This is a genomic window from Arthrobacter sp. AZCC_0090 (assembly GCF_014207375.1).
Lineage (GTDB): Bacteria > Actinomycetota > Actinomycetes > Actinomycetales > Micrococcaceae > Arthrobacter.
Window position 1 is genome coordinate 103,235 of the sequence record NZ_JACHEE010000013.1, and the last position, 14,722, is coordinate 117,956.

A 14,722-nucleotide genomic window follows, 5' to 3' on the forward strand; every position below is an offset into this window, starting at 1 on the left:
GGAAAACTCCGAAGTCCACGATGCTTGAGCTTTGAGCCAGGCAGGGGAGACGCATGCCGGAGACTGCGGGAACAGCAGCGCTGGATCAGAAACAGCTGGATCCTGAAGACCAGCTGAATAGGGCCTTCATGGCTCTCGCCGATCCTGTCCGTCGCAGGATACTGGCGCGATTGGCCTTGGGCGATGCCACCGTCAATGAGATCGCCCAGCCATTCACCGTCACCCTCCAAGCCATTTCAAAGCATCTACAGGTGTTGGAAGGTGCTGGGCTCATCACGAGGAGCAAGGAAGCGCAGCGCCGTCCTTGCCACCTGAACACCACGGCGCTGGGTCCCTTGGCGGCGTGGATCGAAAACTACCGCCTTCAAGCCGAGGAACGCTTCGCCCGGTTGGATGAGCTGTTGGCTAACGAAACCCCGCTGGCCGGATAGACCGCTGATCGGGTCGAAGAGAAACATCTGGAAAAGGAGAAAGAAAAATGAGCGCCAACGCAACAACCATTGACGTCACGGCCGGCACGCCGTTCATCGACACAAGCCGCGACTTCGACGCCGCACCAGATCGTGTGTTCCGAGCGTTCACGGACCCCGAACTCGTGGTCAAGTGGATGGGTCCGCGTCGCCTGGATATACGTCTTGAGTCCTACGATGCGAGGACCGGAGGCAGTTACCGCTACATCCACTCGGACGGCCAAGGCAACGAGTTCGGCTTCCGCGGGGTGCTCCACGAAGTCCAGGAACCATTGAGGATCATCCAGACCTTCGAATTCGACGGCGCCCCCGGTCAGGTCACGCTGGACACCACCAGGTTTGAGGACCTCGGAGGCCGCACCCGCGTGGTGCAGCACTCGGTGTTCCCGTCGGTCGAGGCGAGGGACATGGCAGTGGCAAGCGGCATGGAATCGGGCATCAAAGAATCGATGGATCGCTTGGAGGCGCTCCTGTAGTAAAAGCGCGAGGAGCGGCTAGCCCGCCGTGGCCCGCAGGACGGTAGCCAGGACCAGAACCCCGGCCACCGCTGCCATGCCGGCAGTCTGCAACAATGCCTGGCGCGGTCCACGCGGAGCAAAGGCGATCACAGCGGCACACAGCCCACCGGTGATGAGGCCGCCCAAGTGTGCCTGCCACGCGATTCCGGGGACAACGAAGCCGATCACGCCGTTGATGGCAATGAGGATCCAGAGCTGCCTTGTGTCGCCGCCGCGCCGGCTTTGGACCACCAAGAGTGCGCCAAAGAGGCCGAAGATCGCACCGGACGCACCTTCAACTCCGGTTGGAGGCAATACGGGGGTGAGGAGCAGAAAGCCAACGGAGCCGCCGACGGCGGACAGCAGGTAAACAGCCAGGAAGCGGATACGCCCCAGAACGGGCTCAAGCACCTGGCCAAAGATCCAGAGCATGTACATGTTGAGCACGATGTGCAAGACAAAGCCCTGGGAATGGACAAAGGCGGAGGTCAGCATCCGCCAGGGTTCGAAGGCGCCAAAATGCGGGGTGGCGTAAACAGATGCGAAGGCGAGTTGGTCCTCCACCACATTGCCGGGAATCAGCCACTGCAGGACGTACACCAGGGCGCACAGCCCAATAAGCAGGTACGTCGCCAAGGGCCGACCGGTCGAAATGGCGCCGCCATAGGCGGAACGCACGGCCGGCGTCGAACGCTTCATTTCATTGACGCAGTCAATGCATTGGAACCCGACGGCGGCCGCCCGCTGGCATTCGGGGCATGCAGGACGCCCGCAACGCTGGCACCGCACATAGGAAGGCCTGTCCGGGTGCCTGGGACACACCGGAATGTCTGCGGACGGCTCTGCCGCCGGGATTCCGTAACTCATCTGCTGCTCAGACTCCGGGGATCAGAGCTGGACGACGTCAATGCTGTTGATGACGACGTCTTCAACCGGGCGGTCGCCCATGCCGGTGCGGACGGCCTCGATGGCGTCGACAACCTTCTTGGACTCTTCGTCCGCAACCTCACCGAAGATGGAGTGCTTGCCGTAGAGCCAGTCGGTGTTGACGGTGGTGATGAAGAACTGGGAACCGTTGGTGCCCTTGCCCATCTGGACGCCGGCGTTGGCCATGGCCAGCTTGTACGGGGCGTTGAAGTTCAGTTCCGGGTGGATCTCGTCGTCGAACTTGTAGCCCGGTCCGCCGATGCCGCGGCCGAGGGGATCGCCGCCTTGGATCATGAAGTCTTTGATGATCCGGTGAAAAATGGTGCCGTTGTAAAGGGGGGTACCGGACTTGTCTTCGCCGGTCTCCGGGTGCGTCCAGGACTTTTCGCCGGTGGCCAGGCCTACGAAGTTGGCGACCGTCTTGGGCGCGTGGTTGCCGAAGAGGTCAACCACGATATCGCCGAGGCTCGTGTGGAAAGTTGCTTTTGCGGTTGCGATGGTCATAGCGCCATTCTTTCATGCAGGGTCAACGGCGAGGCGGCTAGGAACGCGGTTCCGCGCTCGGTGAAATCTTCCACGAATCCGCTGGAGCAATAGCCGGTGCCGGTCAAGCGACGTAGGCTAACAACAAACGAGCATGTTGATCGGGAGGTAGTTGTGAAGAAATCGGACCGGATTGCCCGCGAACTTGAACACACCGTTGTGAATGGTGTCGAGAATGCCAAGGACTGGGCGACGCCCCGCGTCGAAGCAGCTGTGAGCTGGGCGGTTCCCCGTATCCAGCACGGTATCGACACCGCTTCGCCGAAACTCCAGGAAGGCCTGAAATCGGCTGCGCACAACCTCGCCGACGGCGTTGCCACCGTCACGCCGAAACTCCAGGAAGGCCTGGCGAACCTCGCGCCGAAGATCCACGACGCCGTCGAGGACGCCTCGCCAAAGATCCAAGAAGCACTCAACAAGGCCACGCCGGCCCTCAGCCACGCCCGGGACAAGGTTGTCGAGGAGTACTTGCCGAAGCTCTCCGAGCAGCTCGGTCAAGCCTCCGAAGTTGTCCACCACGCCCTCGAGAATGCACCCGCCCAGGTGGATGCCGTCGCCCAGAAACTCGTGGACTCGGGAGTGGTGCACAATCTCCAGGAGCAGGCACAGGCCACCAAGGCCCAGCTGAAAACCGCAGCGGAGGAAGCATCAAAGGCAGTCTCCAACGAACTCGCCAAGAACAAGAAGCCCAAGAAGCGCGGCCTCTTGATTTTCACTGTTCTTGCAGCAGCTGCGGCAGCAGGAGTTGCCGTATGGAAGGCAAGCCGCCCCGTAGAAGACCCGTGGAAGACTCCGGTCCCCGTGACCCCTTCACCGGTTCCGGCTGCCGCCGCAGCAGAGAAGGTTGCCGAAAAGGTTGACGACGTCGCCGCAAAAGTAGCTGACAAAGCCGAGACTGCAACGGAGAAGGCGAAGGAGGCCGTCGAGGACGCTAAGGATGCTGCTGCAAAAGTGGCGACCGACGCCAAGACCGCGGTGAAGAACATCGCCGCCAGCCTGCATAAGGACGAGGCCGGCAAACACGAGGCAGCCACGGACGAAGCAGGCAAGCACGACGCCTAGGAGAAAGCCACACTCGCTCCACGTTGAGGGGATTCCGGTTCGCCGGGGTCCCTTCAATTGTTTGGCCACATGTCACCATAGGCTTCCTCAGCGGACACCAGCCTGATGCTAGATTTATGGGGATGCTAGCCGATAGATCTTCCGCAGATGCAGCCAGTAACGCACTCGTCGCGCCCGTGAAGCCGAGCGTTTCAATCGTCATTCCGGCCTTCAACGAGGAAAGCGTCATACGGCAATGCCTTATCGCGGCCGTTTATCAGTCAGTGCCTGCGGACGAGATCATCGTCGTGGACAACATGTCCAAGGACCGCACTGCCCAGATCGTCCAGCAGATGCAGCAGGAATACCCGGAGAGCCCCATCATCCTGCTGAGCCAGGACAAGACACAAGGACTCATTCCCACCCGCAACTTCGGCCTCAATAGCGCCACTTCGGAGATTCTGGGCCGGATCGATGCCGACTCCGTCCTGGAACCGGACTGGGTTGAGCAGGTCCAGAAGGCCTTCGCGGATCCCTCTGCACAGGCCGCCACAGGTCCCGTGGTCTACTACGACATGCCCATGCGTCGATTCGGGCTCAAGGCCGACGACAAAATGCGCCAGCTCATGCTTCGGCTTGCGAAGCACCAGTTCCATTTCCTTTTTGGCTCCAACATGGCGCTCCGGCGTTCCGCGTGGGAAACCATCCGTGACGAGACTTGCCTGGACGAGAAGGACGAGATGCATGAGGATATCGATCTTTCCTTGCACCTTGCCGACCACGATCTCAGGGTTCAGTACTGGCCGCAGATGGTCTCCGGAATGTCCGCCCGCAGGCTCGAGGATTCACCTCGCGACTACCGCTATTACGTGACCCGCTTCGACCGCACCTACAAGGCCCACAACGTCAAGAAAATGGCGCTGAAGGCCCCTATGGTGGTGTTCTTCTCGGTCTATTTTCCAGCGAAGCTGCTCCGGGCAATCCACACGGCCAACTCAAGCACCCAGGGCGTCCGCCGCGGCGGCCTGTAGCCACACGCTCGGCAACCTCCCGCGCCAGCCATACCGGGGCTCAGTCAGTGCCGAGCTCGGCGATCTTGCCCTCGGGGCCGGCCTTGCCGCGCCGCTGACCAGCTACGACGACGGCGAGTCCGGCCAGGATCAAGGCTAACCCCGCATAAGTCCCGGCAGGCAGGGTCTCATGCAGGAAGATCGCGGCAAGAAGGGCTGCGCCGGGAATCTCCAGCAGGATGATCATGGAGACAAGCAGCGGGCTGATCGTGGCGAGAAGGTGGTTGAAGGCGGTGTGGCCCACCAGTTGTGCGCACACGGTGATGGCCACAATCCCCACCCAGCCTCCGGCGTCGAACCCTACAAGCGGCTCGCCGCTGGCGAGAGCCAGAACGGCAACAATGGCCGCACAGATCCCATAGCAAAGCGTCGTGTAGGTCCCGGTCCCCATGCTCTGGCGTGCCTTGCCTCCGGCCAATGTATACAGTCCGGCCAAAGCGCCTCCAGCGAGGGCCAGGACGTCACCAAGGAAAGCTTTGGGCGAAGATCCCATATCGAAGCCCGTAATGGCCGCGACGCCGCCCAGAGCGATGCCCAAGCCGACCAGGACCGGCCAACGGTGCCGAGTGCCGCGAAGGAGCTGGAAAACCGCGATCCACGCCGACTGCAAGCACACCAGGGCGGTCGCGGCGGCAACGGACGTCAACTGAAGCGCCGTGATGAAGCACGCGAAGTGGAAGGCCAACGCGACGGCGGCGACGGCGGACCACGTGAACTCGTAACGTGTGACATTCCGGAACTGGCGGGGTTCGCGGATCAGGACCGGCGAAGCCATGACGACGGCGGCGATTGCGTTCCGCCAGAAGGCGATAGCCAGTGCCGTGACAGACGTGGCGCCAAGCGTTCCCGCGATGAGGGGTCCGGAAGATGCGACACCGAGCACGCCCAAAGCGGCAACAATGAAATTCACATTTCAACCTTAGTGAAGTGGTTAAAGCAAAGAGTCCCGGTCATTTCTGACCGGGACTCTTTCTTATGGTGGAGGCACGGGGACTCGAACCCCGAACCCCCTGCTTGCAAAGCAGGTGCGCTACCAATTGCGCCATGCCCCCATAAGAAGCAACCCATCCATACTACCGCAGATCATTCCATGGTTTTCACCATGTCCAGACCGGGCGTCCTGGCTAGTCAACCGTGTCGGTTGCCTTGCTCCAGACTGTTTTCCGGGCTTCGGATTCCTGCACTTTTTTATAGAGCAGGACGCCTGCGATCGCAGCTGCAACTATGAGCAACTTCTTCACACGCACCCCGTTCCGGTTCAGCTTCCCGAACCTTGAGCAAAACCTGTGCAGGTTCCGTGGGCGTACCAGGACTTGAACCTGGGACCTCTTCGTTATCAGCGAAGCGCTCTAACCGCCTGAGCTATACGCCCCGATACCTCTTCGGGCCGAGACATGACTTTACAGCACATCCCGGCCCGATCTCAAATCGAGGTATTTTCACCACTGTTTTCCAGCAGTTTCCCCCTCTTTGCGAGGATTTGGGCTAGTCGTCGGTGAGGGTCACTCCAATGCCACCGACGAGTGTTGCCGAAATGTTATACAGCACCGCGCTCAGCATGGAGAGGGCGGTCAGCAAGACCACATTCACGACGGCAATGATGGTGGCGAAGGAGGCAACCTGTCCGAGCGATGCGACCTTCTTGAGTTCAAAGCCGCCGCTTTCGGAACCTGCCAGCGTGCCCAGGAGGCTGTCCACCTGGTTGAAAATACCGGTGAGGTCCAGAACGGTCCAGAGAACGATCGCGGCAATCACCGTCACGATGCCCAGGGCAACGGACAGCAGGAATGCCATCTTGAGCACTGACCACGGATCAACTTTGCTGACCAGAAGGCGGGCGCGGCGGACCTTTGCCTTCGGTGCCGGCTTCACAAGACCCGGAGTCCCGGCGGCCGGACGCTGCTGAGCTTGTGCGGGCCGCTGGCCGGGTGCAGGCCGCTGGCCGGGAACGGCCGGGCGCTGCCCTGCGGGGCGCTGCTGACCCTGTGCAGGCCGCTGGCCGGGAACGGCCGGGCGCTGACCTGGGACCCTTTCGGCGCCAGCTCCCGCCGCATTCGATGCGGCTGCCGCGGGGCCCTGCTGGGGACGGGCCGGTGCGTCTACCCGCGGAGTAGCCGACGGCTGCCGGAATCCTCCGGGGACACCCGTACTCGGCTTGGGATATGAGTCCGAATTGCTCACTCGTTACCTCCGGTGTTGTCTTCGTTCAGCTCGACGCCGGACCCATTACCGGATCCCGCGGCCGATCCCGATTCGGCCGTTGCGGTCGCCTCATCGGCGCCGCCGTTTGCAGCCAACGTTACGTCATTGGCCGCCTCGGACGGTCCTCCAAGAGGATTTTCGACACTATTGACGGCTGAGTCGCTGTCAGCGCCATCGCCTTGTTCGTCGTCGGTTTCCTCGCCATCAAGGCCGCGTTCGCTGTTGCGTGCCACTTCGATGATGCGGTCATTCTTGTCCGGCTTCGCGAAAATGACGCCCATGGTGTCGCGACCCTTGGCAGGAACACCGGCCACGGCGGAGCGGACAATCTTGCCGCCCTCCATGACTACCAGGACTTCGTCTTCTTCGTTGACGATCAGCGCGCCGACAAGATCGCCACGCTCTTCCTGAAGCTTGGCCACCTTGATGCCCAGGCCGCCACGGCCCTGGAGCCGGTATTCCTCGACGGCGGTGCGCTTGGCGTACCCGCCTTCGGTCACCACGAAAACGAAAGAGCCATCCTGGACGACGTCGGCCGCGAGGAGTTCGTCGTCTTCGCGGAACTTCATGCCGGTCACACCCGAGGTGGCCCGCCCCATGGGGCGCAGTGCCTCGTCGGTGGCCGTGAAGCGGATCGACTGGCCCTTGCGGGAAACCAAGAGTAGATCGTCTGTCTCGGACACAAGCTGCGCCGAGACGAGCTCGTCCTCATCCCGAAGGTTGATGGCAATCACGCCCGCGGTGCGGTTGGTGTCGTAATCTTCAAGGCGCGTCTTTTTCACAAGGCCGTTCTTGGTGGCGAGCACCAGGTACGGGGCTTGCTCATAGTCGCGCAAGTCAAGGACCTGGGCGATGTGCTCGTCCGGCTGGAAGGCCAACAGGTTTGCCACATGCTGTCCCTTGGCGTCACGGCCGGCCTCAGCGAGTTCGTACGCTTTGGCCCGGTACACACGGCCCAGGTTGGTGAAGAACAGCAACCAGTGGTGCGTGGTGGTGACGAAGAAGTGTTCCACGACATCGTCGCCGCGAAGCTGGGCACCTTTAACGCCCTTGCCGCCGCGCTGCTGCGAACGATAGTTGTCGCTTCGGGTGCGCTTGACGTATCCGCCGCGGGTGATGGTGACCACCACTTCTTCCTCGGGGATGAGGTCTTCCATGGACATGTCACCGTCGAAGCCCATGAGGATGTGGGTCCGGCGGTCATCACCATGCTTGGCCACGATCTCAGCCAGTTCCTGACTGATGATGTCGCGCTGGCGCTGTTCGGAGGCCAGGATCGCGTTGAACTCCGTGATCATGGCCTCAAGCTCGGAATGCCTGTCCTGGATCTTCTGCCGTTCCAATGCGGCGAGCCGGCGGAGCTGCATGTCGAGGATGGCGCGGGCTTGGAGCTCGTCGATATCCAGCAGCCCCATCAAGCCATCGCGGGCGGCCTCAGTGGTGTTGGACGCTCGGATGAGCGCGATAACCTCATCCAGCATGTCCAGGGCCTTGAGAAGCGCGCGCAGGATGTGCGCCTCTTCCTCGGCCTTGCGCAGGCGGTAGCGGGTCCGCCGGACAATGACACTGATCTGGTGGGTCACCCAGTGCCGGATAAAGGCGTCCAGGCTCAGTGTGCGGGGTACCCCGTCGACGATCGCCAGCATGTTGGCACCGAAATTGTCCTGCAGCTGGGTGTGCTTGTAGAGGTTGTTGAGCACAACCTTGGCCACGGCGTCGCGTTTGAGGACAATCACCAGTCGCTGACCGGTGCGGCCGGACGTCTCGTCGCGGAGGTCCGCGATGCCTTGGATCTTGCCGTCCTTGACGAGTTCGGCGATCTTGATGGCCAGGTTGTCCGGGTTGGCCTGATACGGAAGTTCGGTGACCACCAGGCACGTGCGGCCCTGAAGTTCCTCCACGTTCACCACAGCGCGCATGGTGATGGAGCCGCGGCCCGTGCGGTACGCGTCCTCGATGCCCTTGTGGCCCAGGATGGTGGCACCGGTCGGGAAATCCGGACCCTTGATGCGCACGAGCAATGCCTCAAGAAGCTCTTCACGGCTGGCCGTCGGGTTGGCCAGATACCACTGCACACCCTCTGCGACTTCGCGGAGGTTGTGGGGCGGAATGTTGGTGGCCATACCGACGGCGATGCCGGAGGAACCGTTGACAAGCAGGTTGGGGAAACGCGCCGGCAGGATGGTGGGTTCCTGGTTCTTGCCGTCGTAGTTGTCCTGGAAGTCGACAGTTTCCTCGTCGATGTCACGGACCATTTCCATAGCCAGCTGGGCCATCTTGGTTTCCGTGTATCGCGGAGCTGCGGCACCGTCGTTGCCGGGGGAACCGAAGTTGCCCTGGCCGAGCGCCAGCGGATAGCGCATGGTCCAGTCCTGGATGAGGCGGACCAAGGCATCGTAGATCGCGGTGTCACCGTGCGGGTGGTACTGGCCCATGACCTCGCCCACCACGCGGGCGCACTTGTTGAAGGAGCGGTCCGGGCGGTAGCCGCCGTCGAACATCGCGTAGAGCACCCGACGGTGAACCGGCTTCAAGCCGTCGCGGACGTCCGGAAGCGCACGGCCAACAATAACGGCCATCGCATAGTCCAGGTAGGAACGCTGCATCTCCGTCTGGAGGTCCACCTGGTCTACGCGGTCGGTCAGCACATCGCCCTCTAGTACGGGTTCCGGAATGCCGGCCGACTCAGCGGGGACCTCGGGTGTTTCTTCACTCATAGTTTATGATTTCCGTTTCAGGTATATGTCAGTTCTGGAATATTCCTAGGCTTTGAAGTCTCTAGATATCCAGGAACCTGACGTCCTTGGCGTTCTGCTGAATGAAGTTCCGGCGCGATTCCACGTCCTCACCCATCAGTACGGAGAAGGTCTGGTCCGCCGCCAGGGCATCGTCCATGGTGACTTGCAGGAGGGTGCGGTGGTCCGGGTCCATGGTGGTATCCCAGAGTTCGGTGTAGTCCATTTCACCGAGGCCCTTGTAGCGCTGGATGCCGTTGTCCTTCGGGATTCGGCGGCCAGCGGCCTGGCCGGAGACCAGCTTGGCGTCACGTTCACGGTCGCTGTAGACATAGTCGTGAGGGGCGTTCGACCACTTGATGCGGTACAGCGGCGGCTGGGCCAGGTAGACGTAGCCGTTCTCAATCAGAGGCCGCATGTAGCGGAACAGCAGTGTCATGAGCAGCGTGGTGATGTGCTGGCCGTCCACGTCGGCATCGGCCATGAGGACGATCTTGTGGTACCGCAGCTTGGAGATGTCGAAGTCCTCGCCGATGCCCGTGCCGAAGGCCGTGATCATGGACTGGACTTCATTGTTGCCGAGGGCCTTGTCCAGGCGTGCGCGTTCCACGTTAAGGATCTTGCCGCGCAGCGGCAGGATGGCCTGGGTTTCGGGGTTTCGGCCACGCTTGGCCGAACCGCCGGCGGAGTCACCCTCCACGAGGTAAACCTCGCAGCGCGCGGGGTCCTTTGAGGAGCAATCGGACAGTTTGCCCGGCATGCCGAAGGACTCCAGGGGGCTCTTGCGACGTGCGTTGTCGCGGGCCTTGCGGGCAGCCATGCGGGCTTGGGCAGCCTGGACAGCCTTGCGGATGACGTCGCGGGCCGGTCCGGGATTGCGTTCCAACCAGTCGCCAAGCTGGTCGGTGACCACGCGCTGAACGAAGCCCTTGACCTCGGAGTTGCCCAGTTTGGTCTTGGTCTGGCCTTCGAACTGGGGTTCGGACAACTTCACTGAGATGACGGCTGTGAGTCCCTCACGAATGTCGTCACCGGTGAGGTTGTCTTCCTTCTCCTTGATGATGGTTTTCTCGCGCGCGTAACGATTGATGAGGGACGTCATCGCGGCGCGGAACCCTTCTTCGTGGGTGCCGCCCTCGTGCGTGTTGATGGTGTTGGCGTAGGTGTGAACGCTCTCGGAATAGGCTGTGGTCCACTGCATCGCGACCTCGACGGCGATGTGCCGCTCGATGTCTTCGGTCTCGAAGGCGATGACGTCCTCGTGGACGATGTCTACCTTCTTGCTTGAGTTGAGGTGCTTGACGTAGTCGAGCAGGCCATCGTTGTACTGGTAGACGACCGTGCGGTGTTCTGCCGCCACTTCGCCGTCAGTAGCAACCGCGTCAAGATCCAGGTCATCGTCGCGTACCCCTGCCACAGGACGCTCGTCCGTGAGGGTGATGCGCAGGCCCTTGTTGAGGAAGGCCATCTGCTGGAAGCGTGCACGGAGCGTCTCGAAATCGAAATCGGTGCTCTCGAAAATGGTGCCGTCCGGGTAGAACGTCTGCGACGTTCCGGTCTGGTCCGTTGCTTCGCCCTGGACGAGTCCACCCTGTGGCTTGCCGCCGTCGGCGAAAGTCATCCTCCAGACGTGGCCTTGGCGACGAACCTCGGTGTTTACCCTGCGCGAAAGTGCGTTGACAACGGAAATACCCACGCCATGGAGGCCACCGGACACGGCATAGCCACCGCCGCCGAATTTGCCGCCCGCGTGCAGGATGGTCATGACAACTTCAACAGTCGGCTTCTTCTCAGTGGGGTGCATGTCCACCGGGATGCCGCGGCCGTCGTCCACCACCTTCACGCCACCGTCGGCCTGAAGGGTCACCTCAATGTGGCTGCAGTAACCGGCAAGAGCCTCGTCCACCGAGTTGTCCACCACTTCGTACACCAGGTGATGGAGACCGCGTGGACCCGTGGATCCGATGTACATGCCGGGGCGTTTGCGCACCGCCTCGAGACCCTCAAGTACGGTGATATCGCTCGCACCGTATCCTTTGGCCTCCGCGGGCGTATCAGGCGTGTGGGCATTCCCTTCCGCGGGCTCTACTGCCAAGGTCTCTGCATTGTCGTTAGCCACAGGCGCTTTCGACTCCTCTGTACTCGATGGTCGCCGGCCGTCACCGCACCAAGGAAGCACGTCCGTCAGGACACACCACGGGGATACGGCAGCCGCCAACAGGGACGTCACTGCTAACGCCGGCTACTTCGCGACTGGCGGATCCGCTTTCACATTGCTGTTTAGCGGAGCCAATCAACGTTCACCGGCGCCCAGTTGTCTATGCCGATTCTATCGTGACTGAGCGCAGTTCCTTACAAAACCCGGCCCGAATGCCAACGAATGTACCTGTGGGAGGCCGCTGGCCCCATCTGCAAGCCGTCAAAAGAGCACCCTCTAGGGAGCTATACGGTCCGGGGAGGTTTCTCGCCCCTGTGCGCCGTTCAAGGAAACCGGCCGACACGGGCGCCCAGGAAGTTACCCGTAGGTATCCCGGGGACCCCGTCCGTTGACGCTCCGGCCGCCCTTTCGCCAGCTCGGTGCGGTTGGCGCGAGCACTTGGATCGACGTCACCACACCATCGCCGAGTTCCCTCCGGAACATTTCCAAGAGGCTGGTACTGAGAAGCCGGAGTTGCGTTGCCCAGGCCGTGGAATCACAGCGGACGTGGAGCGTGGTGTCGGTAAAGCTCTCCGGGGTGCAATGCGCGGAAATTTCCGGTCCCACCAAGGCGTCCCATTCCGCCATCACGGAGCCCACAGCTACAGGAGAAGTCCAACCCCGTTCGGCCACGAGCCTCCCGACGACTTTCCCCAAGCCAAGGGGGTCCCGGCCTGTGCCGTGGAATTGGCTGAATCCACGGGTATCACGGACGCCTTTCCGTTTCGCAGCGGCACCGGCACGGGGCGCAGCACGCCGGATTTCGCCACGTGCAGCGGCCGCTTCGCGCATCCGGTTCAGGGCCGATTGGGCAGCGTCAATCTCGTCAGGGTCCCTGCCCGGCTGGCGTCCGCCGGGGCTATCCTTCTCCATCAATGCCTCCGGGCACAACCTTCACGCGCCGCCCAGCCAGTTCGTCGGGAATATCGGCGTCGACGGCGGCTGTCACCAGCACCTGTTCGGCGCCGGCCACTATTGCAGCCAGTTTACGCCTGCGCTGGACGTCAAGTTCGGCGAACACGTCGTCAAGAATGAGGATCGGGGCAGAACCGCCGGTCCGCGTGTCATCGAGCATGACGTAGTAGGAGGCCAGGCGCAGGGAAAGGCACATCGACCACGTTTCACCGTGGGAGGCATAGCCCTTGGCTGGCGCGTGCCCTAGAACCAATTCGAGTTCGTCACGGTGAGGGCCAACCAGGGAAATCCCTCGTTCCAGCTCCTTGCGGCGCGAGGCGGCGAAAGCTTGGATGTAACGCTCGGTGAGCTGTTCCACCGAAAGCAAGCGGAGCTCCTCAACCCCGTCCGAACCTTCGTCGAGACGCTCGGCGGGACCGCCGTCGTCGTCCAACACGCCCTGGATGGTGGAGCGGTAAACCGCGCCGGCCTCTTTGGTGCCATCCGTCAGTTGCGCGTAAGCGCTCTTGAGGTGGGGGCGGAGCCGCTCCACGAGTTCCAACCGTGCATGCAGGAGTTCCGCACCGGCACGGGCCATGTGCTGGTCCCAAACATCGAGGGTTGCTTCATGGCCCGCAGTGAACTTCCCGGTGCGGGCCGATTTCAGCAAGGCGTTGCGTTGTTTGAGCACGCGGTCGTAGTCACTGCGGGTCGCCGCATGCATTGGCATGAGGCTGACCAGAAGTTCGTCGAGGAAGCGTCGACGGTTGGACGGATCACCCTTGACCAAAGCGAGGTCTTCAGGGGCGAAAAGCACCATGTGGCAAATGCCCAGGATGTCGCGGGCACGCACCGGATTTCCGCGGTTGATCCGGCCACGGTTGGCGCGGCCGGCATTGATTTCGAGTTCGACCACGGTTGATTGTTCTCCGCGGACAAGCTTCGCCCGGATCAAAGCCCGTTCGGTGCCGAAGCGCAAGAGCGGCGCATCCGTACTGACCCGATGCGAACTCAGGGTGGCCAGGTACCCAATGGCTTCCATGAGGTTCGTCTTGCCGATGCCGTTGGACCCCACCAGGACCGTGACACCGGGGCCGAGCTTGAGGTCAACCTGCGCGTAACTGCGGAAATCGGTGAGGGAAAGATGTTCGAGGTACACGCGTACTGCTGTTTGCCCTGGGCCTAGTTGGCCGGACGGGTGGCGTGTCCGCCGAACTGATTGCGCAGCGCCGAAACCATCTTCATGGCCGGTGAGTTATCCTCGCGGGAGGAGAAGCGGGCGAAGAGCGCAGCGGTTATGGCGGGTGCCGGAATCGCGTTGGCGATGGCTTCTTCCACGGTCCAGCGTCCCTCGCCGGAATCTTCGACGTAGTCGCCGATCGAGGCCAGGCCCGGGTCTTCATCCAAAGCCTTGACCATGAGGTCCAACAGCCACGACCGAACAACCGTGCCCTTTTGCCAGGCGCGGAAGGTGCCGGGAAGATCTTTGATGATGTCCTTGGCCGCCAGCAGTTCGTAGCCTTCGGCGTAGGCCTGCATCAGACCATATTCGATGCCGTTGTGCACCATCTTGGCGTAGTGGCCCGCACCCACGCCGCCTACATGGACGAAGCTGTCGGCGCGTTCGCCTTCGGGGCGGAGGGCATCGAACACCGGCATGGCGAGTTCGATGTCTTCGTCAGACCCGCCTGCCATGAGTCCATAGCCATTCTGCAGGCCCCAGACGCCACCGGAAACGCCGCAATCGGCAAATCGGATGTCCTTGGATCCCAGGAAAACGGCGTGCTTCTGGTCTTCGGTGAAGCGTGAGTTTCCGCCGTCGATCACCATGTCTCCGGGAGAGAGCTTCTCGCCAAGTTCGCTGATCACGGCATCGGTAATGTCCCCGGAGGGAACCATGACCCAGACCAGGCGCGGCGCCGGAAGGGCTGCGATGAGTTCATCGATCGAAGCGACGTCGGCGACGTCGGGATTGCGGTCAAAGCCAGTGACTTCGATTCCGCCGTTCCGCATGCGCTCACGCATGTTGAAACCCATTTTTCCAAGGCCGATCAGTCCGATGTGCACGGTGTGAACTCTTTTCTGCGTTGGTTGATAACTGTCTGGGCCCACCCCGCCAGGGTTCCCCGGCGGGGACTTGCGAGGC

Annotated in this window: 14 protein-coding genes and 2 tRNA genes; 4 read left to right on the plus strand and 12 right to left on the minus strand. The window is 62.0% G+C overall.

What is annotated here, in order from left to right; all coding sequences use genetic code 11:
• The first annotated feature begins 53 nt into the window (after positions 1-53).
• Positions 54-431 carry a helix-turn-helix transcriptional regulator gene (locus HNP00_RS18910; RefSeq protein WP_184741266.1) on the plus strand — a complete coding sequence of 126 codons (378 nt, stop codon included), beginning with the start codon at positions 54-56 and terminating at the stop codon, positions 429-431.
• Between the two features lie 47 nt (positions 432-478).
• A complete protein-coding gene (locus HNP00_RS18915; protein ID WP_184741267.1) occupies positions 479-946 on the plus strand; it encodes an SRPBCC family protein in 468 nt (155 codons plus the stop codon).
• A gap of 18 nt (positions 947-964) precedes the next feature.
• Here the strand turns inward: HNP00_RS18915 and HNP00_RS18920 are convergent, their stop codons facing one another.
• The gene (locus HNP00_RS18920) at positions 965-1,834 is read right to left on the minus strand and encodes a rhomboid family intramembrane serine protease (protein WP_184741268.1); all 870 of its coding nucleotides are present in this window, start codon (positions 1,832-1,834) and stop codon (positions 965-967) included.
• A 21-nt stretch (positions 1,835-1,855) separates the two neighbouring features.
• Entirely contained in the window at positions 1,856-2,398 is a 543-nt protein-coding gene (locus tag HNP00_RS18925; protein ID WP_184741269.1) for a peptidylprolyl isomerase, read from the minus strand.
• Positions 2,399-2,551: 153 nt separating this feature from the next.
• Between HNP00_RS18925 and HNP00_RS18930 the strand changes: the two genes are divergently transcribed.
• Together HNP00_RS18930 and HNP00_RS18935 are read left to right on the plus strand one after the other, a co-directional pair.
• Positions 2,552-3,499, plus strand: coding sequence for a hypothetical protein (locus HNP00_RS18930; RefSeq protein ID WP_184741270.1), 948 nt, complete (start codon positions 2,552-2,554; stop codon positions 3,497-3,499).
• Positions 3,500-3,621: 122 nt separating this feature from the next.
• Complete coding sequence (locus HNP00_RS18935) at positions 3,622-4,509, plus strand: glycosyltransferase family 2 protein (RefSeq protein WP_221451638.1); 888 nt, start codon at positions 3,622-3,624, stop codon at positions 4,507-4,509.
• A 40-nt stretch (positions 4,510-4,549) separates the two neighbouring features.
• Here the strand turns inward: HNP00_RS18935 and HNP00_RS18940 are convergent, their stop codons facing one another.
• The 10 genes from HNP00_RS18940 to gnd all read right to left on the minus strand — a co-directional run bounded on the left by HNP00_RS18940 (position 4,550) and on the right by gnd (position 14,643).
• The gene (locus tag HNP00_RS18940) at positions 4,550-5,458 is read right to left on the minus strand and encodes a DMT family transporter (RefSeq protein WP_184741271.1); all 909 of its coding nucleotides are present in this window, start codon (positions 5,456-5,458) and stop codon (positions 4,550-4,552) included.
• A 66-nt stretch (positions 5,459-5,524) separates the two neighbouring features.
• Positions 5,525-5,600: transfer RNA gene (locus HNP00_RS18945), tRNA-Ala, on the minus strand.
• A 72-nt stretch (positions 5,601-5,672) separates the two neighbouring features.
• Entirely contained in the window at positions 5,673-5,795 is a 123-nt protein-coding gene (locus HNP00_RS23020; RefSeq protein ID WP_395893838.1) for a DLW-39 family protein, read from the minus strand.
• Positions 5,796-5,846: 51 nt separating this feature from the next.
• Positions 5,847-5,920, minus strand: a tRNA-Ile gene (locus HNP00_RS18950).
• Between the two features lie 113 nt (positions 5,921-6,033).
• A complete protein-coding gene (locus tag HNP00_RS18955) occupies positions 6,034-6,729 on the minus strand; it encodes a DUF3566 domain-containing protein (protein WP_184741272.1) in 696 nt (231 codons plus the stop codon).
• A complete protein-coding gene (gene gyrA, locus HNP00_RS18960; protein ID WP_184741273.1) occupies positions 6,726-9,467 on the minus strand; it encodes a DNA gyrase subunit A in 2,742 nt (913 codons plus the stop codon). Before gyrA ends, HNP00_RS18955 begins: the two co-directional genes overlap by 4 nt.
• A gap of 61 nt (positions 9,468-9,528) precedes the next feature.
• Positions 9,529-11,604 (minus strand): DNA topoisomerase (ATP-hydrolyzing) subunit B, encoded by a 2,076-nt coding sequence (gyrB, locus tag HNP00_RS18965; RefSeq protein ID WP_184741274.1) that lies wholly within the window; start codon positions 11,602-11,604, stop codon positions 9,529-9,531.
• A gap of 396 nt (positions 11,605-12,000) precedes the next feature.
• Positions 12,001-12,555: a DUF721 domain-containing protein gene (locus HNP00_RS18970; RefSeq protein WP_184741275.1), complete on the minus strand. Its 555-nt coding sequence runs from the start codon at positions 12,553-12,555 to the stop codon at positions 12,001-12,003.
• Entirely contained in the window at positions 12,542-13,735 is a 1,194-nt protein-coding gene (recF, locus tag HNP00_RS18975) for a DNA replication/repair protein RecF (RefSeq protein WP_184741276.1), read from the minus strand. Before recF ends, HNP00_RS18970 begins: the two co-directional genes overlap by 14 nt.
• Before the next feature lie 23 nt (positions 13,736-13,758).
• Positions 13,759-14,643 (minus strand): phosphogluconate dehydrogenase (NAD(+)-dependent, decarboxylating), encoded by an 885-nt coding sequence (gnd, locus tag HNP00_RS18980; RefSeq protein WP_184741277.1) that lies wholly within the window; start codon positions 14,641-14,643, stop codon positions 13,759-13,761.
• Between the last annotated feature and the right edge of the window lie 79 nt (positions 14,644-14,722).